This is a genomic window from Zymomonas mobilis (genome assembly GCF_006715975.1).
In the GTDB taxonomy this organism is placed as follows: Bacteria; Pseudomonadota; Alphaproteobacteria; order Sphingomonadales; family Sphingomonadaceae; genus Zymomonas; species Zymomonas mobilis_B.
Genome location: NZ_VFOF01000001.1, coordinates 1299478 through 1323955, shown reverse-complemented (window position 1 = coordinate 1323955; position 24478 = coordinate 1299478). Strand labels below are relative to the sequence as shown.

Annotated in this window: 23 protein-coding genes and 1 tRNA gene; 7 read left to right on the top strand and 17 right to left on the bottom strand. The window is 44.9% G+C overall.

What is annotated here, in order from left to right:
- Positions 1–141: 141 nt before the first annotated feature.
- Positions 142–510 carry a hypothetical protein gene (locus FBY58_RS05795; RefSeq protein ID WP_141919906.1) on the bottom strand — a complete coding sequence of 123 codons (369 nt, stop codon included), beginning with the start codon at positions 508–510 and terminating at the stop codon, positions 142–144.
- Positions 511–1061: 551 nt separating this feature from the next.
- Between FBY58_RS05795 and FBY58_RS05790 the strand changes: the two genes are divergently transcribed.
- Together FBY58_RS05790 and FBY58_RS09330 are read left to right on the top strand one after the other, a co-directional pair.
- A complete protein-coding gene (locus tag FBY58_RS05790; protein WP_141919905.1) occupies positions 1062–1379 on the top strand; it encodes a hypothetical protein in 318 nt (105 codons plus the stop codon).
- A gap of 77 nt (positions 1380–1456) precedes the next feature.
- On the top strand, positions 1457–1627 hold the full coding sequence (locus tag FBY58_RS09330; protein WP_185738176.1) for a hypothetical protein: 171 nt from the start codon (positions 1457–1459) through the stop codon (positions 1625–1627).
- Between the two features lie 33 nt (positions 1628–1660).
- Here FBY58_RS09330 and FBY58_RS05785 read toward each other — a convergent pair whose 3' ends face one another.
- From FBY58_RS05785 to FBY58_RS05750, 8 genes are all read right to left on the bottom strand, one after another.
- Positions 1661–2410, bottom strand: a complete 750-nt coding sequence (locus FBY58_RS05785; RefSeq protein WP_141919904.1) for an RNA methyltransferase — start codon at positions 2408–2410, stop codon at positions 1661–1663.
- The gene (nrdR, locus tag FBY58_RS05780; protein WP_141919903.1) at positions 2407–2877 is read right to left on the bottom strand and encodes a transcriptional regulator NrdR; all 471 of its coding nucleotides are present in this window, start codon (positions 2875–2877) and stop codon (positions 2407–2409) included. The genes FBY58_RS05785 and nrdR overlap by 4 nt, the downstream gene beginning before the upstream one ends.
- Before the next feature lie 4 nt (positions 2878–2881).
- On the bottom strand, positions 2882–4171 hold the full coding sequence (glyA, locus tag FBY58_RS05775) for a serine hydroxymethyltransferase (protein WP_141919902.1): 1290 nt from the start codon (positions 4169–4171) through the stop codon (positions 2882–2884).
- Positions 4172–4189: 18 nt separating this feature from the next.
- Entirely contained in the window at positions 4190–4663 is a 474-nt protein-coding gene (rpiB, locus tag FBY58_RS05770) for a ribose 5-phosphate isomerase B (RefSeq protein ID WP_141919901.1), read from the bottom strand.
- A gap of 217 nt (positions 4664–4880) precedes the next feature.
- Complete coding sequence (gene hemA, locus FBY58_RS05765) at positions 4881–6095, bottom strand: 5-aminolevulinate synthase (protein ID WP_141919900.1); 1215 nt, start codon at positions 6093–6095, stop codon at positions 4881–4883.
- A 132-nt stretch (positions 6096–6227) separates the two neighbouring features.
- Positions 6228–7064 carry a glutamate racemase gene (gene murI / locus FBY58_RS05760; RefSeq protein WP_141919899.1) on the bottom strand — a complete coding sequence of 279 codons (837 nt, stop codon included), beginning with the start codon at positions 7062–7064 and terminating at the stop codon, positions 6228–6230.
- Positions 7065–7103: 39 nt separating this feature from the next.
- Positions 7104–7703, bottom strand: coding sequence for an MFS transporter (locus FBY58_RS05755; RefSeq protein ID WP_141919898.1), 600 nt, complete (start codon positions 7701–7703; stop codon positions 7104–7106).
- 510 nt (positions 7704–8213) lie between these two features.
- A complete protein-coding gene (locus FBY58_RS05750; protein ID WP_141919897.1) occupies positions 8214–8477 on the bottom strand; it encodes a hypothetical protein in 264 nt (87 codons plus the stop codon).
- Positions 8478–8686: 209 nt separating this feature from the next.
- On the opposite strand from FBY58_RS05750, the gene plsY reads away from it, so the two are divergent.
- The 3 genes from plsY (at position 8687) to topA (ending at position 13660) form a co-directional block, all read left to right on the top strand.
- Positions 8687–9325 carry a glycerol-3-phosphate 1-O-acyltransferase PlsY gene (gene plsY / locus FBY58_RS05745; RefSeq protein WP_141920632.1) on the top strand — a complete coding sequence of 213 codons (639 nt, stop codon included), beginning with the start codon at positions 8687–8689 and terminating at the stop codon, positions 9323–9325.
- Positions 9326–9376: 51 nt separating this feature from the next.
- Positions 9377–10534 (top strand): DNA-processing protein DprA, encoded by a 1158-nt coding sequence (gene dprA, locus FBY58_RS05740; RefSeq protein ID WP_141919896.1) that lies wholly within the window; start codon positions 9377–9379, stop codon positions 10532–10534.
- Between the two features lie 135 nt (positions 10535–10669).
- Positions 10670–13660, top strand: a complete 2991-nt coding sequence (gene topA, locus FBY58_RS05735) for a type I DNA topoisomerase (RefSeq protein ID WP_409373535.1) — start codon at positions 10670–10672, stop codon at positions 13658–13660.
- Between the two features lie 156 nt (positions 13661–13816).
- Here the strand turns inward: topA and FBY58_RS05730 are convergent, their stop codons facing one another.
- From FBY58_RS05730 to FBY58_RS05705, 6 genes are all read right to left on the bottom strand, one after another.
- Positions 13817–14575 (bottom strand): HesA/MoeB/ThiF family protein, encoded by a 759-nt coding sequence (locus FBY58_RS05730; protein WP_141919894.1) that lies wholly within the window; start codon positions 14573–14575, stop codon positions 13817–13819.
- Positions 14572–15012, bottom strand: coding sequence for a dUTP diphosphatase (gene dut, locus FBY58_RS05725; RefSeq protein WP_141919893.1), 441 nt, complete (start codon positions 15010–15012; stop codon positions 14572–14574). The genes FBY58_RS05730 and dut overlap by 4 nt, the downstream gene beginning before the upstream one ends.
- Before the next feature lie 59 nt (positions 15013–15071).
- The gene (coaBC, locus tag FBY58_RS05720; RefSeq protein ID WP_141919892.1) at positions 15072–16298 is read right to left on the bottom strand and encodes a bifunctional phosphopantothenoylcysteine decarboxylase/phosphopantothenate--cysteine ligase CoaBC; all 1227 of its coding nucleotides are present in this window, start codon (positions 16296–16298) and stop codon (positions 15072–15074) included.
- Between the two features lie 13 nt (positions 16299–16311).
- Positions 16312–17859, bottom strand: a complete 1548-nt coding sequence (ubiB, locus tag FBY58_RS05715; protein ID WP_141919891.1) for a 2-polyprenylphenol 6-hydroxylase — start codon at positions 17857–17859, stop codon at positions 16312–16314.
- Between the two features lie 3 nt (positions 17860–17862).
- Positions 17863–18591, bottom strand: coding sequence for a ubiquinone/menaquinone biosynthesis methyltransferase (locus FBY58_RS05710; RefSeq protein ID WP_141920631.1), 729 nt, complete (start codon positions 18589–18591; stop codon positions 17863–17865).
- 95 nt (positions 18592–18686) lie between these two features.
- Positions 18687–18760: transfer RNA gene (locus FBY58_RS05705), tRNA-Gly, on the bottom strand.
- 151 nt (positions 18761–18911) lie between these two features.
- Here FBY58_RS05705 and mutM point away from each other — a divergent pair.
- Positions 18912–19724 (top strand): bifunctional DNA-formamidopyrimidine glycosylase/DNA-(apurinic or apyrimidinic site) lyase, encoded by an 813-nt coding sequence (gene mutM / locus FBY58_RS05700; RefSeq protein WP_141919890.1) that lies wholly within the window; start codon positions 18912–18914, stop codon positions 19722–19724.
- 11 nt (positions 19725–19735) lie between these two features.
- Here the strand turns inward: mutM and FBY58_RS05695 are convergent, their stop codons facing one another.
- Both FBY58_RS05695 and FBY58_RS05690 read right to left on the bottom strand, forming a co-directional pair.
- Positions 19736–21697 carry a lytic transglycosylase domain-containing protein gene (locus FBY58_RS05695; RefSeq protein ID WP_260432124.1) on the bottom strand — a complete coding sequence of 654 codons (1962 nt, stop codon included), beginning with the start codon at positions 21695–21697 and terminating at the stop codon, positions 19736–19738.
- Positions 21666–22469, bottom strand: a complete 804-nt coding sequence (locus tag FBY58_RS05690; protein ID WP_141919889.1) for a uracil-DNA glycosylase family protein — start codon at positions 22467–22469, stop codon at positions 21666–21668. Before FBY58_RS05690 ends, FBY58_RS05695 begins: the two co-directional genes overlap by 32 nt.
- Positions 22470–22770: 301 nt before the next feature.
- Here FBY58_RS05690 and FBY58_RS05685 point away from each other — a divergent pair, with 301 nt between their 5' ends.
- Positions 22771–24420, top strand: a complete 1650-nt coding sequence (locus FBY58_RS05685) for an electron transfer flavoprotein-ubiquinone oxidoreductase (protein ID WP_141919888.1) — start codon at positions 22771–22773, stop codon at positions 24418–24420.
- Positions 24421–24478 lie beyond the last annotated feature (58 nt).

Below are 24478 nucleotides of genomic sequence, written 5' to 3'. Positions count from 1 at the left end.
TCAAAAGCAGACAGGCTTAAAAATCCACTTTCTAATGATCGAAAGCCGTTATCTCGAATAACTTTGCGCTTATGTCGAAAAGCCATCAGACGTTACATGTCTTTATACAATGTATTTTCACTCAAAAATGAAAATATCATTTTACTTGAATGTAAGAAAAACTAAACAAATTTGACCGATTCCAAAGAACATAAAAGCAGGCATATGCAAAATAGATTTTTGCATATTATTACCACTATTATCTAAGACATTTTTCCCGGTAAACTGGAATATCGAAAAAAATATTGATATCATTGCTAATAAAATAATAGCCGTTAGGTCTGCGGCGATACCGAAAATACCGATATATAGTCTCGATCCCAATAAAGGATATCTCATTTTAGGGTTGATATCTAATATCACGGCAGCCGTTACGTATAGCGACAATAAAAAAATAAAATAGGGCAGAATGGTCGCTATTTTCTGAACAGAGTCTCTGGAAAAACTTAACCTTTCTTTCATTCTACTCATGAAAAAATTGTTCATGAAAATATCCCCCACCCTTATATTTACACTGAATAGTATTATATTAATAATATCCTAATTAATTATATTTTTATGACAATTTTATTTAGATTATATCTAAAAAAGTAAAAATATATTTTGTATAATCGCAAGAAAGGCTACCACAACATCAAATTTCAGCGATATTACTTGAGAAGTCATCACCGTATTAACCTCTATAAAGCCATCTTTGATAACTGAATTTTACAACGGATATGTTACCACTCCCATAATTGGTAATAGTATTCCATTTTTTATGCATTGTTAATTATAAAATTTTAAAATAATCTATTTCTGAAAAATGCTTCTAGCTAGATTTTTTCCTAAAAGAATAAATCCGCCAGCGAGAGATATTTTTTAAACAATGTTCTAAAAATAATTTATCATCACATCTTGGTGATAAATGCCGTTAAAAGTTTAATTGCATTTACCTCCATAATCGCCATTTTTCTGTAACCCATTTCGGATATAGAGCAACTAATCATCCCTTAAATCATTTTTTAAAAAAGGGTGGAAATATGAATTTAATACAGAAGCTTTTATATTTTTTAGGTGTGAAAACGAAAAAACATATTGTGGAAAGACCACCTCTCAATCAGCCGGTTATTCCGCATGACGTGAACTGCTACAGTTCTGATTTTCCACCTGCCTTGATGCAGAATTTTGCGCTTCTCGAAGAAGCATGGGAAAAAGGCCTTCTGACAGAAGAAGAATTCTTCCGCGCAGAAGATAGAGCCGTGCGCCTTTACCAAGATATTACCCAAACCAGCGAATATTTCTACGAGACTTACCGTCTTGCGATTCAACGCGTTGACAATCTTCCGGTAGAGGAATAATCTTCCAACACCGGATTAGCTTCTCTCTACTAAAAATGGTAAAGGCAGGTCATTTTTGACAATCAGGAAAATCGAAATTGGCCGATAACTCTATGCCTGCGCAATCAAATCAAACCAATATGACCGAACAGCCAGATCCCTTTGATCCGGCGCCCCATCGAGATATTTCTACCTCTTCTGTCGTATTGTTCTTTTTGGCCTTAGGTATCGTCACCTTTAACTTTGTTTTCAAAAGACTAAAGAAATAACCTTAAAGTTAAAGCCCAACCTTACAAGAAAATCTAACTTTCGCTTTCAACTTCTTCAACATGAGCGTTATGTCTTGGCTTATCCAAAGTCGATAACACGCCTCTCAAAGTCCGTATTTCCATGCTATTCCAAGATGGCTTAGTCAAAAGCGTGCGCAACGTCCTCTTGATCGTCGGAATACGAGGCGTCGGGAAAAAATAGCCATTTCTGTCGAGCAACATTTCAAGATGCTCGATCATGCCTTCTAATTCTTCCTGCGGGGCAGGGGGCTCCATTTCAACTTTGGTCGGTTGCGCCAAAGTTTTGCCTTTTGACCACTCATAAGCGACCAAAATAACAGCCTGCGCCAAATTCAAACTTGAAAATTCAGGATTAACCGGAACTGTAATAATTGTCCGCGCCAAGGCAACATCGTCGGTTTCAAGACCCGCTCTTTCGGGACCAAATAGAATGCCAACACCGCCTTCTTGACCATGGATAGTCTGCGCTGCTACTTCTGGCGTCATAACCGGCTTGGTCACGCCACGCTTACGAACCGTCGTTGCATAGACATGAGCGCAATCCGCGACCGCTTCTGCAACCGTCGAGAAAACCCGCGCCTGTTGCAACACTCGATCTGCGCCACTTGCAGCAGGCCCCGCCGACGGATTAGGCCATCCATCGCGAGGCGCAACCAGCCGCAGATCATCCAACCCGAAATTGAGCATCGCTCTTGCCGCTTTGCCTATATTTTCGCCAAGCTGAGGGCGGACAAGGATAATAGCAGGCACAGATTGGCTCATTCTTTCACCGCTTTGATGACGGATTGGACAGATCGGGAAAAATCTTCAAAATCTCGCGCTTCGGTAAAGTCCTTATAGACGCTGGCAAAGCGGATATAGGCAACGCTATCAAGCGTTCTCAATCCTTCCATCGTCATTTCACCCAAGCGAACAGCGGTAATTTCACCCTCGCCAGATGTCTCAATCTGGTGCTGGATCGTATTGACCAAAAGTTCAATCTGATCCGGCGAAATAGGCCGTTTACGACAAGCAATCGAAACCGATCGGATCAACTTATTGCGATCGAAAGGCTGACGGTGGTTATCTTTTTTAATAACCACAATATCCCGCATATGGATGCGTTCAAACGTCGTGAAACGCGCACCACAACGGTCGCATTGACGCCGCCGCCGGATAGCCGCCCCATCTTCAGTAGGGCGACTATCTTTTACTTGGCTATTATCACAAGAGCAAAAAGGACAACGCAAGAGATTAAAGTTCCGGATAAAGAGGGAAACGATCGCACAGAGCTTCGACGCGCTGACGGACAGCGGCTTCGACAGCCTGATCGCCATTTTCGCCCTTGCTGCTCAAAGCATCAAGCACATCAGCGATCATATCGGCAACCTGAAGGAATTCAGCTTTACGGAAACCACGGGTTGTGGCGGCCGGTGAACCCAAACGGATACCAGAGGTTTTAACCGGCGGTAACGGATCAAAAGGAATACCATTCTTATTGCAGGTAATGCCTGCCCGTTCCAAAGCACAATCGGCATCGCGGCCAGTAATGTTCAACGGACGCAGATCAACCAGAGCCAAATGCGTATCGGTGCCGCCTGTAACCAGATCGCTACCCCGTTCTTTCAAACGAGCTGCCAATGCCTGAGCATTTTCTACGACGGCTTTTGCATATTCTTTGAAAGAAGGCTGCAAAGCTTCACCAAAAGCAACTGCTTTTGCTGCGATAACATGCATCAGAGGGCCACCCTGCATTCCGGGAAATACCGCAGAGTTGATCTTCTTTGCCAAGGCCGGATCATCGGTCAAAATCATACCACCGCGCGGGCCACGCAAGGTCTTATGCGTGGTTGTCGTCGTGATATGCGCATGCGGCACAGGTGACGGATGCATGCCACCGGCAACCAAACCGGCAAAATGCGCCATATCCACCATAAAGGTTGCGCCGACTTCATCAGCCACCTTACGGAAGAACGCAAAATCAATGTGACGGGGGTAGGCAGAACCACCGGCGATAATAACGCGCGGTTTGTTTTTCAGAGCCAGATCACGCACCTGATCGTAATCAATCAACTGGGTTTCAGGATCGACCGCATACTGAACCGCATTGAACCACTTGCCAGACATTGCAGCCTTGGCACCATGGGTCAAATGTCCACCGGCATCCAAAGACAGACCCATAATGGTATCACCGGGCTTGGCAACGGCCAAAAGGACAGCACCATTAGCCTGCGCACCGGAATGCGGCTGAACATTGACGAATTCGCTACCGAATAATTTCTTGGCGCGATCAATCGCCAGCGATTCAATTTCATCAGAAGGCGCACAGCCCTGATAGTAACGCTTGCCGGGATAGCCTTCAGCATATTTATTGGTGAAAACCGAACCCTGTGCTTCCAGAACTGCGCGGCTGACAATATTTTCAGAAGCGATCAATTCGATCTGCTTGCGCTGACGGTTCAGCTCATGCCCAATGGCGGTTGAAACATCCGGATCAGCCGCAGCCAAACGATCCGTGAAGAAAGATGCCGTTTCTTTAGTCATAGAGGATAAAACCTTAAACTAGATATTGAACTGAGGATTCGAAAGTTTGTCGATGCGGCGAACATGGCGTTCACCACCAAACGGCGTCGCAAGGAAGGCCAAAATACAATCTTTAGCGGTTTCAATACCGGTCAATCTGGCACCCATAGCGATAACATTGGCATTATTATGCTCTCTCGACAAACGCGCCGAAAGGTTATCGGTAATCAAAGCACAACGGGCGGCAGGATGACGGTTAACGGCGATCGAAATACCAATGCCGGAACCACATAAGGCAATACCAAAATCGCCTTTTTTATCCGCAATAGCCTGAGCCAACTTATAACCGTAATCGGGATAATCGACTGAATGATTTTCATGAGGGCCCAAATCTTCGACCTCATGACCAAGCTCTTTCAGCCAGGTGATCAAAGTTGATTTGAATTCGAATGCTGCGTGATCAGACGCGATCACCAGCTTTTTTTTCGTATTTGAAGGCACAGCAGAGGTCACCTAATTTTCCCCAAGTCAAACCTTGTCTGTTCTTTTATCCAGCAAGATAAAATTCCAGAAAGCAAGCCCTTTCAGGCAGTCAAGCGCGTTCTTTCTAAGCGCTTCAATCAAGAATGAAAACCATTTGCCGTAGTCGAAAGCATAAAAAACCGACCTGAATGCAAAAAACAGGCCGGTTTTTTATAATTTTTAACAAAAATTAGAATAAAATAATAAATTATGCGGCAAAACGCATATCAAGACGATGCCAAATTGCGACTAAAGATTGTGTTAATTCACGCAACATCGCCTCGCTATGGGTCGGGCCAGGCGTGAAACGCAGCCGTTCAGTGCCACGCGGAACCGTCGGGAAATTGATCGGCTGAACATAGGCACCATATTCATTCAACAGAATATCGGAAATCCGCTTGGTCTTAACCGCGTCACCAACAAATAACGGGACGATATGGGTCGTCGTCGACATAACCGGCAATCCGGCATCCTTAAACAACTGCTTTAACAAGGCAGCATGCTTTTGCTGGCTATCACGCTCGGCTGAAGAAATTTTCAAATGGCGAATACTCGCCAAAGCACCGGCGGCCAAAACAGGTGCCAATGATGTCGAGAAAATAAAGCCCGGTGCATAGGAACGGATAACATCGACGATCAACTGATCGGCGGCGATATATCCCCCCATAACACCAATGGCCTTTGCCAAAGTGCCTTCGATAATGGTCAAACGGTCGGCCAAGCCATCGCGATCAGCAATACCAGCACCTCTTGGGCCATACATGCCAACCGCATGGACTTCATCCAAATAGGTGAGGGCATTATATTTATCGGCAAGGTCACAAATGGCCTCGATCGGTGCCACGTCACCTTCCATTGAATAGACGCTTTCAAAAGCGATCAATTTCGGAACGTCGGGGCTTTCTGCGGCCAGCAATTCTTCCAAATGTGCCAGATCGTTATGACGATATATCCGTTTTTCACAGCGTGAATTGCGGATACCAGCGATCATAGACGCATGGTTCAATTCGTCGGAAAAGATAACGCAACCGGGTAAAACCTTGGCAATCGTAGATAGTGTCGCTTCATTGGAAACGAAACCAGATGTAAAGGTCAACGCCGCTTCTTTGCCGTGCCATTCGGCTAATTCAGCTTCCAACTCACTATGATAATGGGTCGTGCCGCTGATATTGCGGGTGCCACCGGAACCAGCACCGACGTTATTCAAGGCCTCTTCCATCGCCGAAATAACTTCGGGATTCTGTCCCATCGACAAATAGTCATTGGAACACCAAACCGTTATCGGGGTTGGGCCATTATGACCGGCAAAACAACGGGCATTTGGAAAATGGCCTTTATTCCGCAAAATATCGATAAACACACGATAGCGGCCTTCTTTATGCAGGCGCTCAATCGCTTGGCTGAAAATATGTTTATAATCCAAAGGATAGCTCCTTTTGACGAAAGAGGCTTGGACAACAGCCCGACTATAAGAAGGAATATAAAAAAGCTTTTAGCGCTCTATAAAAGATCAGACTAGGGAAAAAACGAAAAAAACAAAATAATCTGGTCGATTTCAGAGAAAGACAATTTCGTTTAATCCCTGCTTTTTAATATTCTCTTTAAAACAACCAAGAATTTCAGTCGGTGCGGTGTAAAGCAATTTATTGTTTGGCTGGTTTTTTTCATTCTCATTTAACGGCCATAATGATTTTAATTCGCATTTACTCGCCAAATCATCAGCCAGATATCGAGCTCTTCGCGCAATGCCTTCGCTGCCATCAATGAATAAAAGAGGGCGGGGCGCAACCGCCTCCAACTCTTCTTTGACCAAAGGAAAATGGGTGCAGGCCAAAACAACCACATCAATCTGGCCGCCCTCCGGCTGTTCCAATAGACGGTTCAGCTCCTGCTGATAAAGCGCCAGATTGCTCTTTTCGCCCCGTAATTTGGCTTCTGCCAAGGTCACTAAATTGGCCGAACCCTGCCGAATAACCTTACAATCGCTGGCAAATTCTTCCGATAAATGATCGACATAGGGCTGACGAATGGTCGCCTCTGTCCCCAACACTCCGATGACATGGCTTTTTGACAATTTTGCCGCCGGTTTAATCGCAGGCACCGTGCCAACCACCGGTAATTGCAAAGCCGACCGCACAAAGGGCAAAGCTATCGTCGAGGCGGTATTACAGGCAATCACTAACAGGGCAGGGTCGTAGCGCTCCACCAACCGCCCCAATAAAGCAGGGACGCGGGTCGCAATTTCGGCTTCACTTTTGGTGCCATAGGGAAATCCACCATTATCCGCCACATAGAGGATAGGCGCTTCCGGCAAGCTTTTTCTCAAAGCAGAAAGAACCGACAACCCGCCAATACCGGAATCGAAAACCAATACAGGGTGAGATGTAGCCATAATTTCCAATTATATCCCTGAAATGAAGGTCTTCTATCCTCAAGAATGGGCAAGTTTCAACAATCTTGAAAAACTCATAACACTGGCCAAAAAGGCCATCAAAGCACCCAAAGACAAGACAATTTCGGCACCATTCTTAGTCGGTATATAAAGATAAAAAGCAAAAACCAACAGACCGCCTATAATCATCCCCAAAAGATGAGATATTTTTAAAATCCTGCGCGCTTCCTGACTCCGCGTAGCAGGCGTGCTTTCTATCAAAATATGTTGGTTAGAATACTGGGCAAGACCAAAGCCACCGCCTGCTATGGCCATGGCTACAATAATATAAATCGGCTGCGCATGGGTAGGGATAAAGGCAATAAGGCTTATACCACATCCCAAACAAACCAATCCGATGCTTTCCAGCATAGCGGCAGAACAGTAGCGACGAAGATCTCCTGCAAAGAATGCCATCAAAAAGGCCGCGACAGACCAAGGGATAAAAAACAATGCAGCGCTATGGGATACCAGTTTTTCATAAAGAAGAAGGGGGAGCCCTGCAAAGATCAAACCTGCTGCCATAAAAGCCAGAAAGGCAGTCGCCACCGATAAGGTAAAAATTTTGCTGCGGAATAAATCGGTTGCAATCGATGGCATGTCCTGACTCCTTTGTCATTTGGCTAAAGAGGAATCCCTTAAAAAGGTTCTTATTTTTTCTTATATTGTCTATAATTACATAATAACATTCTAAAATGTCTAAAAACAGATAATAATAACCAAAATAAACAAAATCGCAGGGCGCCAAATATTAAATTTTTGATGAATGTCTTCTTTCCTCAGCTTCGGAGAGGATAAATACCTTGCCAAAGAGCAGATCGAAAATGAGGTGAAAGGCAAAATAACCGAGGAGCTAGGCTGCAAAAGTGTAGCGTTGCAGCTATAACATTTGATAAGCCGTTATGATCCCGACGGGAGAAGAACGCTTGTGCTTTTCGTATTGTCAGGCATCATAAATACTCATCAAGGCTCGACATAAGCCGCTCCAAATTAGAGATAGAACAGGACGTATATTTTTATCAGATTATCTATGCCTTCAAATCTTTTGCCACAAATATTTCCCTATGTTGGCTTACCATACCGGCCAATGCCTATTCGACTTTAAGAGTCTTAACGATAAAATTTTTTGTCTCCCCAAAAGAGAAATTCAACCTCCCTGTCGTTTCTATCAACAATACGCCATGCTGCTGGAATAATTTTATTTGCATATAAATCCGGCGACATAGCTATTTTATCAACATTCGGATACCAATTCGGGCAAAATTTTGTTGAGATTCGAAGAATTACTTCTGCTATTTCTGGGGATAATTTATTTAAATACGAAAAATCTTCTACTTCATTTGGCAATGATTCTTCATTTATATAATTAATCATTAATAATATCCTTTGTTGTAAATTTAAAAATCATCAAAATATCTTGATAATTAATTGGTATCTAAAATACATGTCTTACATCAAGGGCTTTTTTGATTTTTTTATTAGGCTTGTTGCCATGCCTAAAAATCATTGACCTTGCTTTCCCTTTTTCATTCGGCTTTAACGCTTCCATTTTGAACCATATTTTGGATGATAAAGGCGTAACCATGTCGATCGGGGTCACTACATTACTGATTTTTCTGATGGGCTATCTGTTGGGATCGGTGCCTTTCGGCCTGATCTTTGCCCGTCTTCTCGGCTCCGTCGATGTCCGCCAAGTCGGATCTGGTAATATCGGTGCGACTAATGTGCTGAGGACAGGCCGGAAAGACTTGGCGGCCTTAACGCTATTCTTCGATATCGGAAAAGGGGCAGTCGCAGTGCTTCTGGCTCGCTGCATCGCCCATTATCTTTACAGCCACACGGGCGGTATTCCTGATTTTACTGCTATCGCAGGGGGCGCAGCCTTTATCGGTCACTGCTATCCAGTCTGGCTCAAATTTCGAGGCGGAAAGGGCGTCGCAACCATGTTGGGGGTTGCCTTTGCGACATGGTGGATATCCGGTGTTGTCTTTGCGGTTGCATGGCTTTTATCCGCAAAAATCAGCCGTTATTCATCGGTTGGCGGTATGGCTGGCGCGATTGCGGCAACCATTTCAATCTATTTTATCAGTGCCTTACCTGATATTCGACAATCCTATCTTTCGCTATTTGGCTGCATGACGGTTTTATTATTATGGCGGCATCGCGATAATATCAAACGGCTGTTATCAGGACAGGAAAGCCGTATCGGCGAAAAAAAATAAGGCTTTTCTTAAATATACGGGAAGCCTCCTTCAACAAAACAGGCCAAGGCTATGACCCGCTCCCATTCCGCTGCCTATACAGAAGAAGATTATCGCGCCTCGCTCCGACTTATCCGCACGCCCCGCATCGGGGCGGTGACCTATAACCGCCTCATTACGCGTTACCGCTCCCCACAAGAGGCGTTAAAGGCCGTGCCGCTTCTGGCAAAACGGGGCGGGGGACAAGCCCCTAAAATAATATCTGAAAAAAGCATCGATGCAGAAATCGCGCAGGTAAAGGCCTTGGGCGCGCGCTATATTTTCCGACATACGCCCTATTATCCGCCACTTCTCGATCAATTGGATAATGCACCGCCGGTTCTCTTGGTAAAGGGCAATCCGCGTTTATTCCAAAAACCGGCAATAGCGATGGTGGGGGCGCGGAATGCCTCTGCTGCTGCCTGTCGCTTCGCCCATGATCTCGCCTCCGAACTGGTTGCCAAAGGCTATCCGGTTATTTCCGGTCTGGCGCGGGGCATTGATACGGCAGCGCATAATGGCGCTGGGGTGAATAAAACCATCGCCGTCATTGGCGGCGGCCTCGACAGCTTTTACCCGCCTGAAAATCAACAATTACAGCATGATATTTCGGAAAAAGGACTGGTGGTCAGCGAAATGCCGCCGGGAACCGAACCCAAAGCGCGCCATTTCCCAGCCAGAAACCGGATTATTGCTGGTATCGCGCTTGGTGTCTTGGTGGTGGAAGCCTCTCCAAAATCTGGCTCTCTTATTACGGCTAAATTGGCAACCGAGATCGGACGAGAGGTAATGGCTGTTCCGGGTTTCCCTATGGATGCGCGCAGCCAAGGCTGTAACCAGCTTATCAGGGAAGGGGCAACCCTCATCCAAAATAGTGACCAGATTATAGAATCGGTTTCCATTCTGGCCGAAATTTTCGACAAGCCATCCGAAGGAAGGCTGGATTCACCTCGCTTCTCTGCTCTCGAAAATGGCACCATAAATTATCGGCCTTCTACCTCTATCACGGATGTCTCTTCCAAAGATCGTGAAAAAATTCACAATCTGATTGGGGCAGCGCCTATTGGTATTAACGAACTTATCCGACAGTCGGGTCTGGAAAATGCCATAATCCAAACCATCTTATTAGAAATGGAATTGGCGGGACGGCTGGAAAGTCATGCAGGCGGACGGGTAAGTCTGCTTTTTTGAATGATTTTTTGTTGCTTTCAACTCCGCCCCGCGAATAGAGAATAGATCAAACATTGTTTCTTAATAATTTTTTCAAAGGTTTTTTTCCTTTGATAATGGAAAAAAAGGCTCACTCTCCGACGTAAATTGCGCGGAATGGTCAGGAGTATCATGAAACTCGTTGTTGTCGAATCACCGGCCAAGGCCAAAACTATCGAAAAATATCTCGGACCTGGCTATCAGGTGCTGGCCTCCTATGGTCACATCCGGGATTTACCTTCCAAAGACGGCTCCGTCGATCCCGACAATGGCTTTTCCATGGTATGGCAAAATTATCCTGACAAGGCGCACCGCCTGAAGGCCATTGAAGATGCCGTCAAAGAATCTGACAGTCTGATCCTCGCCACTGACCCTGACCGCGAAGGGGAAGCGATCAGTTGGCATGTCATGGAATTGTTAAAGACGCGGAAATTATTACCCGATCATGTCGAACGGGTGACCTTTAACGCCATTACCAAACCCGCCGTTACCGATGCCATGGCGCATCCACGTCAACTCGATAACGACTTGATTAATGCCTATCTTGCCCGCCGCGCCTTGGATTATCTGGTCGGTTTTACCTTATCCCCGATTTTATGGCGGAAATTACCCAGCGCCAAATCCGCCGGACGGGTGCAATCAGTCGCTTTGCGTCTGGTCGTTGACCGTGAACAGGAAATAGAAGGCTTCAAACCGCAAGAATATTGGTCGGTTGAAGCCGATATGGAAGCGGACAGCATCAGCTTCACTTCGCGGCTTATCCAATGGCGCGGTAACAAACTTGAAAAGCTGTCGATTGCCGATAAAGCGCAAGCGGAAGCCGCCAAATCCGATGTCGAGGCCGGACAGTTCACGGTTTCGCAGGTCGAAACCAAACCGGTTTCCCGTAATCCGCAGCCACCCTTCACGACCTCAACCCTGCAACAGGAAGCCGCCCGCAAGCTTGGCTTCGCTGCCAGTCATACGATGCGTCTCGCGCAAAGCCTTTATGAAGAAGGGCTGATTACCTATATGCGGACGGACGGGGTGCAGATGGATGAAGGCGCGATTGCCGCTGCCCGAAAAACCATTACCGAACGGTATGACGGCGGCTTCATTCCTGAAAAACCTAGACAATATCAGGTCAAAGCCAAAAACGCCCAAGAGGCGCATGAGGCCATTCGTCCGACCGATTTCTCTCGTGATAAAGCTGCCAGCGGCGATCACGCCCGTCTTTATCAACTGATCTGGAAACGCGCTCTTGCCAGTCAGATGTCCTCGGCTCGGCTGGAACGGACGACGGTTGATCTGACGGACGGCACGGGACAAAATGTTCTCCGCGTCACGGGACAGGTCGTTCTCTTCCCGGGTTTCCTGACTCTTTACGAAGAAAGCGCCGACGACAACGCTTCTGGCAATGATCGTGACGGTAAAGAAGGCCGCGCCCGTTTACCTTTATTGCGGGCAGGCGATGCGCCTTTGAAAAAAGAAGTCAAAGCCGATCAACATTTTACCCAACCGCCGCCCCGTTATTCAGAAGCAAGCTTGGTCAAAAAAATGGAAGATTTGGGCATCGGTCGCCCTTCGACCTATGCTTCTGTGCTTCAGGTTCTAAAAGACCGCTCTTACGTCACGGTTGAACGGAACCGCTTTATTCCGAGCGAAGCCGGACGGTTACTGACCGCTTTCCTCGAACGCTTCTTTGAACGCTATGTCAGCTATGACTTCACGGCGGGCTTGGAAGATAGCCTTGATGACATTTCCGGCGGTCGGGCTGATTGGCAAAAAGTGCTCGACGCTTTCTGGCATGACTTCAAACCTAAAACCGCCGAAGTCATGGAACAACAGCCTTCTGCGATCACGGCAGAGCTGGATAAATTCCTCGAACCTTGGTTATTCCCTGATAAAGGGGACGGCCACGACCCGCGCGAATGTCCGTCCTGTCATACAGGCCGCCTTGCGCTGAAAGGCGGCCGCTTCGGAGCCTTTATCGCCTGTTCCAATTATCCCGAATGTAAATATACGCGCGGCTTTGGACAGGGTGAAGACGGCGTTGACGATAACGAACCGGTCGTTCTCGGTTATCTCCCTGAAAATGCCGAAGACGAAAACGCCGACAATAACGGCGGCTCGGATAAGGTAGATCAAAAGGAAAGCGCTTCTGCCGGTAATGCGGCCTTAGCCACAGACCTACCTTTTGATCCTGATCCTGCCACGAAAAAGATCTCTGTCCCCAACGCTGATAGCGAAGACAAAACGGCCACAGCCGAACAGAGAGAAAATAGCCGCCAAGAGGCTCAGGCCAAGCAGGAAGACGAAGCCCGCAAGGAAAGGGCAGTCACCCGCCGGACAGGACGTTTTGGGCCCTATATCCAGCTTGGCGAAGGGAAAGAGGCTAAACGCGTTTCCGTTCCCCGCGATGTCAATCCACGGGAAGTTGATTTCTCTTTGGCTACCCGCTTGCTGTCCTTACCAAGAGAGATCGGCCTCCATCCCGAAAGCGGTAAAATGATTATCGCTGGTACCGGACGTTATGGCCCTTATCTGAATTGTGACGGCAAATATGCGCGTTTGTCCTCAACTGAAGAGCTGTTGGACATCGACATCAGCAAGGCTGTTGTAAAACTGGCCGAAGCGGCGAAAAATAAGGGTCGTACCGGTGCGACATCATCGCGCGAACCTTTGAAGGTTTTGGGTGACAGTCCGGTCACAGAAAAGCCGGTTCAACTCATGGACGGTCGCTATGGTCCCTATGTCACCGATGGCGAAACTAATGCCTCTTTACCCAAAGACAGCACGGTCGAAAGCATCACCTTTGAAGAAGCCTTGGCACTGCTAGAAGCCCGCGCCAAGATGCCTAAAAAGAAAAAAACCAAAAAGGCCGCCCCCAAGAAAACTGCAGCCAAAAAGACTACGGTCAAAAAAGCTGCCCCTAAAAAGACAGCAACTAAAAAAGCGGCAACTTCCGATGCCGATGCGTCGGAAGCGAGCGAGGCTTCAACTAGCCCCGCCAAGAAACCCGCCGCGAAGAAGCCTGCTGCTAAAAAGGCAACCACAACCAAGAAGACCACCACCAAAAAGGCGGCGGCGTCCAAAATACCTGCCGCAAAAAACGAACCGGCAGAATAAAAACAAAAACGGGATAGCGTTTTGCTATCCCGTTTTTCTTATCCCCGTTTATCACTATGCCAATTCTATCGATCACACCCCGCATCAACAACGGCGCTACCGCCATTACTAATGGTGTAATCAGTACAGTCTCAATCCTGATAGATCAAAACATTCTTATTTTTTGGCGTGGTTGCAACGGCAATTTGGATCTTTGCTCAAAGACACAGTTCTGAACCGGAAATCCTTTGCATTGATCAATAATAATTTATCGCCACTTTCAGAACCAAAGCCCGTAATTAAACGGATGGTCTCAATCGCAGCCAAGCTTCCGATCGCGCCAGTCAATGCGCCCAATACACCTTGAGCCGAGCAGGTCATTTCAGGCTCTCCGGGATCATCACCGACAAAACAACGATAGCAAGGCTTATCGGCTTCATAACCTTTGAAAGTAGCCAGTTGCGCTTCAAATCGGATAACCGCTGCAGAAACCAAAGGGGTCTTTAATTCAGTTGCAACATCACTAACAACCAAACGGGTTCCGAAATTGTCACTGCCATCGACAATAACATCAGCCTGTCCCAGCAGCTTTTCCGCATTTTCTGCATTCAGCTTTTGATCATACGGTAATACTTTAACGTCTGGGTTTAAGCGTTGAACAACATTGGCCGCCATCGCGACTTTATGCGCCCCGATATCACGGGTCGCGAATAAAGTTTGCCGCTGTAAGTTCGATAATGAGACCTCATCATTATCAATAATGGTAAGGCGCCCAACACCTGCTGCTGCCAAATATTGGATAACAGGAGAACCAATTCCACCTGCTCCGACAATCGCAACATGGGCAGATAATAATTGTTTCTGTCCTTTGCCGCCTATCTCAGGCAAAACAATATGACGGGCATAGCGATCAAGCTGGCTATCAGTGAGTGTCATATTCCGGTTGATCCAAATCCATTATGGCCACGCTCGGTACTGTCTAACTCTGCGACTTCACAGAATTCAGCCTGTGTAACTGGTGCCAATATTAGCTGGGCAATCCGGTCGCCTCTTTTAATTGCGAATGCTTCGACTCCTAAATTAACTAGAAGAATTTTAATTTCTCCGCGGTAATCAGAATCAATCGTTCCCGGCGCATTCGGGCAAGCAATGCCATGCTTTAACGCAAGCCCAGATCTAGCCCGCACCTGAATTTCATAGCCTTTTGGAATAGCAACGGTAAAACCGGTTTTGACAGGATAACGCTGCATCGGCTGTAAGATAATATCCTCTGCTGAAACAACATCCATTCCAGCGGCACCATCGCTTGCATAAGAAGGGAACGGCAGTTCTTCACCATGAGGTAAACGTTTTATCTCAAGTTTTATTTTCATTAAATTAAATCCCTCTATGCCACGCAGATGTTTAATTCCAAGTTACAGGCGAGGCGATATCAGTTGGCTGCCTTAAAGTAATCCGCAATTTTTGCCGTCAGTTTTAATGCAATGTCTTTTTTTGACATGGTTTCCCAGCTTTCAACGCCTGCATCTGTAACGATATGAATTTGATTATAGTCTCCACCCATAGCGGATGGCGCATTTTTGGTTTCAATAACTGAATTTGCAATTATCCAGTCACAGCCTTTTTTCTGCAGTTTGCTTCTCGCATTTTCTAATAAATTTTCTGATTCTGCTGCAAAACCAATGACTAAAGTAGGTCGATTTACTTTTTTATGAGCCACTTCTGATAAAATATCGGGATTTTCAATAAGCATCAATTCTGGCGGATCTTGGTCTTTTTTATATTTTGATGCCGATAAAGGTAATCTCCAATCTGCTACAGCTGCTGTAAAAATAGCGCCATCAGCAGGTAATGCGGCCTCAACCGCATCCTTCATCTGAACTGCAGTTTCAACCTTGACTCTATAAACGCCCACAGGAGTGGCCTCATGAACAGGGCCCGTAACTAAGGTAACTTTTGCACCCAGCATCTGTAGTGCAGCAGCAATAGCAAAACCTTGTTTTCCCGAAGAGCGATTAGCTAAATAACGGACAGGGTCAATGGGTTCATGTGTCGGGCCTGCCGTGACAATAAAATGCTTATTTACCAAGTTTTTGTTTGCAGACTGGCATGATAACGCTGATTTAGCCGATGATACAATTTTTAATGGGTCGGCCAGCCGCCCAACCCCAGTTTCACCACAAGCCATGGGACCTTCTTCTGGCTCAATGAAACGTATTCCATCGGATTTTAGTAGTTCAATATTGCGTTGTGTCGCTGGATGATGCCACATTCGATGGTTCATAGCAGGCGCTACCAACACAGGGCTATCAGCTGCGAGAACTACAGTCGATGCTAAATCATTCGCCAAACCATTCGCCATTTTTGCAATAAAATCAGCCGAAGCGGGGGCAACAATAATGATATCGGCTTCTCTTGCTAAGCGGATATGACGGATAGAAGCTTCTTCACTTTCGTCCCATATATCCTGAGCCACAGGATGACCAGATAAGCTAGCAAGAGCCATAGGCGTTACAAAATGGGATCCGCCTTTTGTGACAAGACAATGGATGTCTGCGTCTTCTTTTCGGAATAAACGGAGCATGTCTGGTACTTTAACCGCCGCTATACTGCCAGAAACAATTAGCAGAATGCGCTTTCCGTTCAAAAAAGAAGACATAGATTATCCCGATTCAAAAGTGAGGATTAAAAAACTGGTAATGGCCAATAATTAACCCAACGATGAAAGCAATCAAAATAAGGCTAAAAACGTAACGATCTAAATTGGGCTTAACCACGATTTTTTCTGATGATGGATAGAGTGTGTCTTCCACAGTCATGGGAGGATAATATTGATCAATCCGATCGATAAGCTCTGGTATGCGCTTTATGCTGCGCATCGTTTTATGAAATTGTTCAGCAATATGCGCTTCTGGCCCTAGCTCTGCCCGTAACCACTCTTTAACAAAAGGTTCGGCCGTGTCCCATAAGTTAATTTCAGGGTGTAAAGAAGTTGCGACACCTTCAACGACCACCATTGTTTTTTGTAAAAGCAAAAGATGCGGTTGTGTCGGCATATCAAATTCGCGCGTTATTGCGAATAACCCATCCAACATATGGCTTATAGAAATATCGCTGACTGACAGGCCTCTGATCGGCTCACCAATAGCACGTAATGCAGTGGTAAATTCTGCCATACTATGATGCTGAGGGACATAGCCGGCTTCAAAATGAATTTCAGCTATTCGGGCATAATTGCCGGTAATAAGACCGTATAGTATTTCAGCCAGCCAACGCCTAGCTTTTCTGTCAATTCTCCCCATAATGCCAAAATCGACTACGGCAAGTGAACCATCCTTTAAAACAAACAAATTGCCATGATGGAGATCTGCATGGAAAAAACCATCCGCAATAGCCTGTCTTAAAAAACTATGAACAAGGCATTGCGCCAAAGATTTGAGATCATAGCCTGCATCAATCAATTTTTGACGGTCTGAAAGCTTAATCCCATCAATCCATTGCATGGTCATAATAGATTGGGAAGTTCGGCTCCAATCTATTTCGGGCACTTTAAAATTGGGTTCCGCCGCCATATTTTCGGCTAGCTCAGAAGCTGAAGCCGCCTCTCGTCTCAAATCTAGCTCACGTACTGTCCATTGACGAAAAGTCTTAACTACTAATTTGGGACGTAGTCTTGTAAATTCGTCGTTCAAGGATTCTATCTTGTCAGCGGCCCATTCATAAGTTTCTGTCGCTTTCTGGAAGGCTTGTTTTATTCCAGGACGAAGTACTTTTACCGCAACAGTCGTGCCTTCATGTGTTTCTGCTTGATATACTTGGGCGATAGATGCCGAGCCGATCGGAATCTCATTAAAAAAGCGAAATGATGTTTCAATCGAACAGCCCAGAGAATCTTCTATGACTTTTCGAATATCCTCAAACGGAACTGGCAGGACTGAATCTTGCAAGCAAGATAATCTATTGGCGGTGTCCTCACCAATGAGGTCTGGCCTTGTTGCCAAAGTCTGACCAAATTTAATGGCGGCTGGCCCCAATGCGACGAAAGCACTCGCATAATCCGGAGGAGTCGGCACTTTGCTCCCTAAACGGGTTAGTCGCATTGCAAAACGCAATGATGCCGGAATAATTGTAGCTTTTTCTGCCGGTTTCAGCACACCATGCTTTGATAGAATTCGGCTCCAACTAAATAGGCGGTAAAGATGAACAGCGGCCAATGTCATTGGCTACACTTTCCAACCGCTGTGTATAGCAACTAAACCACCTAAAATAGGCCGTGCACGAACTTGAACAAAACCCGCTGTTTTAATCATATCAGCAAATTTTTCGATATTGGGAAAACGCTCGATAGATTCAACCAAATAGCGGTAACTACCTTCATCATTCGCTAATATTTGACCAATTTTGGGCACAATATGGGTGGAGTATATCTTATAAAGATCAGAAAAACCTGACCATTTTGTCTGGGAAAATTCCATGCAAAAAAAACGGCCGCCAACTTTTAAAACACGCAATGCTTCATCTAAGGCTTTTTGGATATGAGTAACGTTTCTTATGCCAAAGGCTATTGTGTAAGCATCAAAAACATTGTCGTCAAAAGACAATGTTTCGGCATCTTCCTCCTGCCACACAAGGTTATGAATTGACCGTGCAATGGCTCTTTTTTTTCCAACCTCCAGCATCGCAGGGTTAATATCTGCAACTGTAACATCTGCGCCGTATTTTGCTAATCTGAAGGCAATATCGCCAGTACCCCCAGCCATATCAAGAATATGTTCGCCTGTCTTTGGTTGGACAAGGCGAACAAAATCGTCTTTCCATAAGCGATGAAGCCCACCCGACATGGCATCATTCATCAAATCATAGCGAGATGCTACTCGACGGAAGACATCTCCAACTAGATGTGTTTTTTCTTGAGGCGAAACGTCGGTGAAACCGAAAGACACTTTTTCCATATGGAAAAGTTTTAATGCCAATTAAAACAACATTGAAGCTTAAAAAGCTTTATTCTGCCAGTTTTTAATATTTTCTGAAGTTATGGCATTAAAGATGGAGCGGATGAAGGGAATCGAACCCTCGTCTTAAGCTTGGGAAGCTCCTGCTCTACCATTGAGCTACACCCGCAAAATGCTTTGGCTGTTGAAAGCAAGGCTTCTTTGCCACACTCGGTATCCGATGGTCAATGTTATGTTTTTCTAATATAGAAATACTTGAATAATTTTATTGGCTAACCACTTCGCTATATAATTATTCATTCAAAACGGAATGCCTAATATTGCCTGAATTGCCAGAGGTCGAGACCACTGTTCGAGGACTATCACAAGTCCTGACAGGTGAAAAAATTATAGAAGTAAAAGTATGCCGTTCTAATCTTAGACGACCTATCCCTTATGATATTCAAGAACGTTTAATCGGATCAACTATCATTTCTTTCGATCGGCGAGCGAAATATGGGATCATTTTCAATGACCGTGAAGATGCGCTTATCTTTCATTTGGGGATGTCTGGGCGATGGAAAATAAATCCGGAAACGATCGAAAAGCATGATCATTTCATACTAAAAACAGAAAATAATCGCTGTGTTTCTCTGTATGATCCGCGTCGTTTTGGCTCTCTTGACTTGATTAAAACGAAAGATCTTCTGATCTGGCCTTATTTTAAAAAATTAGGACCAGAACCTTTAACTGGTGACTTTAACCTAGAATACCTGAAAAGCCGACTGGCTCGTTCAGCAACATCGATAAAGAAACTATTGTTAAACCAGCAGGTTGTTGCTGGTGTCGGCAATATTTATGCCTGCGAAGCTTTGTACCAAGCAGGTGTCCATCCTGAACGATCTGGTAATAGCTTAAATAAACAAGAGATAGCCTCAATTATTGAGGCTATTAAAGAAATTCTACAAAAAGCGATAGCTGAAGGTGGTTCCACTTTAAAAGATTATGCCCGCCCTAGTGGAGAGCTGGGTTATTTCTCAGCTCAATTCAAAGTTTATGGTAAAGAAGACGCTTTGTGTGAATGTGGAGCTACGATCGAACGATCGGTGATGGGCGGGCGATCTACTTTTTTTTGCAGTTCTTGCCAAAAATAGTCTGGCTAATTTTACATAACTTGTTTGGCTGTATTGTTTGATGCCACCACACGTGCCCCTTCTTTTGTCTTATTATTTAGTCTGATTGCATTTTGACCTGGCATGCCTGGAAATTTAGGCCACATTCCTTGCGCCATTGCATTAAGGCTTTGGGATGATGTTGCTGTTTTTTGCTGATATATCCAATAGTTGCGTAGTACCGTCGCTACATAAGCTCTGGTCTCGGCATAAGGAATCGATTCAATAAACAATAAAGGATCACCATGATCGCGATCTTTCCAACGCGGTAATGCTGCTGGTCCCGCATTATAAGCCGCAATTACCTTAGGCAGTAAACCGCCTGTATAGCTGGTATCACGCAACCATTCTATATAGGCTTGGCCATATTCAAAGCTTACTGTCGGCTTATCTAGATCCTCTATATCAATATTTGTTGCATGCTGTTTTGCAACTAAACGGGCTGTTGCAGGTGTGATTTGCATAACACCTCTTGCTCCCTTGTTGCTTACAGCTCGGCTGCGGAACTGGGATTCCTGCAATGCATGAGCATAGACCAAATAAGGGTCAACATGCCATCCACTGGCTGGTGCCCAATTGGGGGAGGGATAGCGCGCTTCGACATCAGCTGCGAAACCAGCTGGCCCATGATGCGCTAGCCATAGTTGTGCTTCTGGTAAATGGAGGTAGGAAGCTAAGTGGATCAAGCTATTATGATCCTTGAATTCTCCCACGCGAGCCTGATGTTTTAAAGTTTCACTGGCTAGTTGATATTCACCAATCTGGTTAAGTGCTATAGCAATAGGAATGTTCGGCTGTGTTGTTAAACGCTTCAATTCATCAGCGGACAGCGCTACGGGACGAATTGAAGTGTTTATCGTTTTCCCCAAGGCTTTTTCTGCCAAAATGCCATAAAAAGTTTCTGGCATATGGCTAGCAGATCTTAATAAATTTTGCGTGTATTCTGGATGTCCTGAAGCCATTGCAGCTCGAGCTTCCCAAAACAAGCCTGCAGCTTTCATCTCTCTATTATCACTATAGGATGCGACACGAGAGAATGCCTGCATAGCTGCAGTAAAGTCTTCTTTCTGCCAATCGGCTAAAGCTTCAACCCAGCTCGCATCAGTTCTCCATGTTCCGGTTCCATTCTCAGCTTGGATCGCTAAGCGGCGGGCGGCGTCGTCATTACCATTCAGGTAATAACTCCATGCAATGCGTTGAGCCCATTCCGTTTTAATATCATCTGGTAAATTTTGCTGAGAATCTTGGAATAAATTTTCAGCGCGATCCGCATCATCTGCCTTTATTAAAGGTAAAGCCTTGCTTTCAAACAGCATAGCCGAGTGGTTGTTGCTATTATGATGATTAACAGGTCTCTGAGGTGACCCCGTTAAAAAGATCAAGTTATTCTTTTCTGGTAAGTGAGGAAGGTTTTTTATCCCATTGCTATGGGCTAAACGCTCTAAGGCCTCATTCTGTGGCAAATAAGGTGATTTTTGAATTAAATCGAGAATATCGTCAGAATTTACTTTTGGAGAAGCTTTTGCGAGATAGAGTTCGGCTTTCGCATAATTTGTTAAAAGACCATTCGGATTAGCCGATATCCACTGTTGGGCTACCTGCCAGTTGCCGTGATGTATAGCAGAAAAACATGCCCGATACCCTTGTATCTCAGACGAAGATAGGACGTCTTTCACATTTTCTGAAGCATTTACATTTATAGGCGAGAATTCTGGAGGCGTAGTCGTACCTACAGCGTCTAAAACGATATCACTATCCGATAAGAAACCAGGCTCAATTATGGATAGCTCCTTATTAGTCATAGGAGCGGCTGCTAATATCGGAGATATCAGCTGAGAGCAGGCAATAATAAAACCGGTAGAAAAAACACAAGCGGCTTGCAAACACTGCTTCACTTTTGAAAAGCGCTGCCGATAATTGACCTTACATTTGGTTGGCCGCATTTGTGTTTCCATTTATCTTCCTTTTTAATATTCTTAAGTCTTTCCATGCTGCCGCTTTTAAGGAAGGTGTTCCTAACAGTAGTTTAGGATGCAGCAATGCGAAGGTACTAATAATATCATTATTCACTGTTATTGCGTGCATTTTTCTGCGCGCATCTGTCGCATTCATCTGTAAAAACGCACGATTTGGCGCGTCGCCTAGTAAAAGTAAATACCGAGGTTTTATAAGCGAGACATGCTGTGTTGCAATAAATGTGTAGTCGATAAAGTTTAACGCATTTTCATCCCTGCTGTCTGTATTGATATAATCAATATTGGTGACAACAGGAGACATCGTCGCAAAATAAATATCTTGCTTTCTAATCGATAAAGTATCGAGCATAGACGACAGCAATCTACCGATCTTTCCTGAAAAAAGTTGATTATGTTTTGCATCTTCAACTTCAGGAGAAGCCCCAAGAACCATTAAATCGGGAGAATTTACTACTTTTGGTAAGATAATATTTTCCCTGAATACCTCTTCCATCCACAAGAAAAATTCGGGTATATCTTTGGCAATATTTTTGATTATCGGGGATATCGTCGCACTGTTATTTTTAATATCTGATGTGTTGTTATCTGTTAATATTGATAATTTTTCTGGAATATTAAGGGCGTTTGATTCTTCTATTTCGGCTTTGGGGGTTATGGGATGACTTTCCAAAAACCAATTTTGGGGCATGTCTTGGGTTAAAACATCAACACCTGCTGTTTGCCACCATTCCAGAAGACTTTTAAACGCCATGATTGGACGATCCGATTCCTCGCTATAAAATTCTGATTAATTGACTAGTTTGGATTAGTTATAAAACTGTCGATAAAAATTATTTATAAAACCTTTTTGAAAATAGTGAAATTTTCTATTATTCTAATCTCTCTTTTTGGAGATTTTATCAAAGATACCTGATCAGGGCTTCATTCAAAATATCCAATCAGCTGATCTTAAACGTATCTCGGTCAAAACATCCTATTATTAATAACCAGTTATAGCAATCTTCATTAAAAGATCAGGCGATTGCTATACAACCATAAGGATTATGGGGGAAATGTCAGAACGCGAATCCATGGAATATGATGTCGTTATTGTAGGGGCAGGGCCCGCCGGCCTTTCTGCTGCAATTCGTCTAAAACAGCTGGCACAAAAAAATAATCAAGAAATTACAGTCTGTGTCTTAGAAAAAGGGGCAGAAGTCGGCGCGCATATTCTTTCTGGAGCGATTATTGACCCCATTGCTCTTAATGAATTAATGCCCGATTGGCGTGAACGAGGTGCACCGCTTACTGTGCAAGTGACGGAATCGCCTCACTGGGTTTTGACTCCAAAAAAACATCTGACATTGCCTTCAATCTTTTTGCCACCCTTTATGCATAATAAAGGTTTTTATACAGGCTCTCTGGGAGCTTTGTGCCGCTGGCTTGCAACCGAAGCAGAGGCTTTGGGCGTCGACATTTTCCCAGGATTTGCCGCTGCCGATATTTTATATGACGAAGATGATCAGGTAAAAGGCATTATTACAGGCGACATGGGCGTCGGGAAAGATGGGAAACCACGTCCTGATTTCCAACCTGGCATGGAATTACGTGGCCGTTACACCTTTTTTGCAGAAGGCGCTCGTGGCCATTTAACGAAAAGAGTTATTCGTAAATTTGGGCTAGATGCAGATAGTCAGCCTCAGGTCTATGGATTAGGCATTAAAGAACTCTGGGAAATAGAGCCCCAAAAACACGTTCCTGGGCGGGTTATCCATACCCAAGGCTGGCCCTTAAAGAGTGAAGTTGGCGGCGGTTTTATCTATCATCAGGAAAATAATCAGGTTTCAATCGGCTTTGTCGTTGGCCTTGGTTATAGCAACCCTTATCTTTCCCCCTTTAAAGAATTCCAGCGTTGGAAGGAGCATCCATCTATCCGACCTTTATTGGAAGGTGGACGCCGGATTGCTTATGGTGCGCGTGTCATTAATGAAGGCGGCTATCAAGCTATCCCTAAGCTTATCTTCCTAGGTGGCGCTTTAATCGGATGCTCAGCTGGGTTTGTGAATGTTCCTCGGATTAAAGGCACGCATGGTGCAATGAAATCAGCCATGTTAGCGGCTGAAGCTGCCTTTGAATCTCTGTTGAAAGACAAATCATCTTTGCTGCTGACAGATTATCCAGATAATTTTGAGAAAAGCTGGTTAGCAACTGAGTTAAAAAATGCGCGTAATGCGGAACCTGCGATTGCTCATTTCGGGCCTTTAATTGGTTCGGCCGTTGCTGGAACAGACCTTTGGATGAGAAGCTTAGGTATCAAATTGCCTTTCACATTAGGGCATCGTCCTGATAACTCCACACTCGTCATCAAAGAAAAAGGCAAAAAACAGCATTATCCTAAGCCCGATGGCAAGGTAAGTTTTGATCGTCTATCTTCTGTTTATCTTTCAAATACCCAGCATGATGAAAACGAACCCTGTCATTTAAAATTAAAAGATCCATCGGTTGCCATAAATATCAATTTGGCCAAATACGACTCTCCAGAACGCTGCTATTGTCCAGCTGGTGTTTATGAAATTATCGGGAAAGAAGAAAATAACCCACGTCTTCAGATAAATGCCCAGAATTGTCTGCATTGCAAAACATGCGACATCAAGGACCCGACGGGTAATATCGAATGGGTAACACCTCAGGGCGGAGATGGTCCCAATTACCCTAATATGTAAAAACACCAGAACACAAAGGCCAGGCTAGGCAAGCTCTGCTATCTAATAGATAAGTTTT

Coding starts and splice junctions, on each gene's coding strand:
- dut (WP_141919893.1), bottom strand. CDS start 15,012: ATGAAAATAAAACTTGAGATAAAACGTTTACCTCATGGTGAAGAACTG.
- FBY58_RS05795 (WP_141919906.1), bottom strand. CDS start 510: ATGAGTAGAATGAAAGAAAGGTTAAGTTTTTCCAGAGACTCTGTTCAG.
- glyA (WP_141919902.1), bottom strand. CDS start 4,171: ATGACTAAAGAAACGGCATCTTTCTTCACGGATCGTTTGGCTGCGGCT.
- FBY58_RS05690 (WP_141919889.1), bottom strand. CDS start 22,469: ATGGCGTTTAAAAGTCTTCTGGAATGGTGGCAAACAGCAGGTGTTGAT.
- FBY58_RS05785 (WP_141919904.1), bottom strand. CDS start 2,410: ATGAGCCAATCTGTGCCTGCTATTATCCTTGTCCGCCCTCAGCTTGGC.
- coaBC (WP_141919892.1), bottom strand. CDS start 16,298: ATGTCTTCTTTTTTGAACGGAAAGCGCATTCTGCTAATTGTTTCTGGC.
- FBY58_RS05685 (WP_141919888.1), top strand. CDS start 22,771: ATGTCAGAACGCGAATCCATGGAATATGATGTCGTTATTGTAGGGGCA.
- FBY58_RS05755 (WP_141919898.1), bottom strand. CDS start 7,703: ATGCCATCGATTGCAACCGATTTATTCCGCAGCAAAATTTTTACCTTA.
- FBY58_RS05710 (WP_141920631.1), bottom strand. CDS start 18,591: ATGGAAAAAGTGTCTTTCGGTTTCACCGACGTTTCGCCTCAAGAAAAA.
- dprA (WP_141919896.1), top strand. CDS start 9,377: ATGACCCGCTCCCATTCCGCTGCCTATACAGAAGAAGATTATCGCGCC.
- FBY58_RS05730 (WP_141919894.1), bottom strand. CDS start 14,575: ATGACACTCACTGATAGCCAGCTTGATCGCTATGCCCGTCATATTGTT.
- plsY (WP_141920632.1), top strand. CDS start 8,687: ATGTCGATCGGGGTCACTACATTACTGATTTTTCTGATGGGCTATCTG.
- FBY58_RS05750 (WP_141919897.1), bottom strand. CDS start 8,477: ATGATTAATTATATAAATGAAGAATCATTGCCAAATGAAGTAGAAGAT.
- FBY58_RS05695 (WP_260432124.1), bottom strand. CDS start 21,697: ATGGAAACACAAATGCGGCCAACCAAATGTAAGGTCAATTATCGGCAG.
- FBY58_RS05790 (WP_141919905.1), top strand. CDS start 1,062: ATGAATTTAATACAGAAGCTTTTATATTTTTTAGGTGTGAAAACGAAA.
- murI (WP_141919899.1), bottom strand. CDS start 7,064: ATGGCTACATCTCACCCTGTATTGGTTTTCGATTCCGGTATTGGCGGG.
- topA (WP_409373535.1), top strand. CDS start 10,670: ATGGTCAGGAGTATCATGAAACTCGTTGTTGTCGAATCACCGGCCAAG.
- ubiB (WP_141919891.1), bottom strand. CDS start 17,859: ATGACATTGGCCGCTGTTCATCTTTACCGCCTATTTAGTTGGAGCCGA.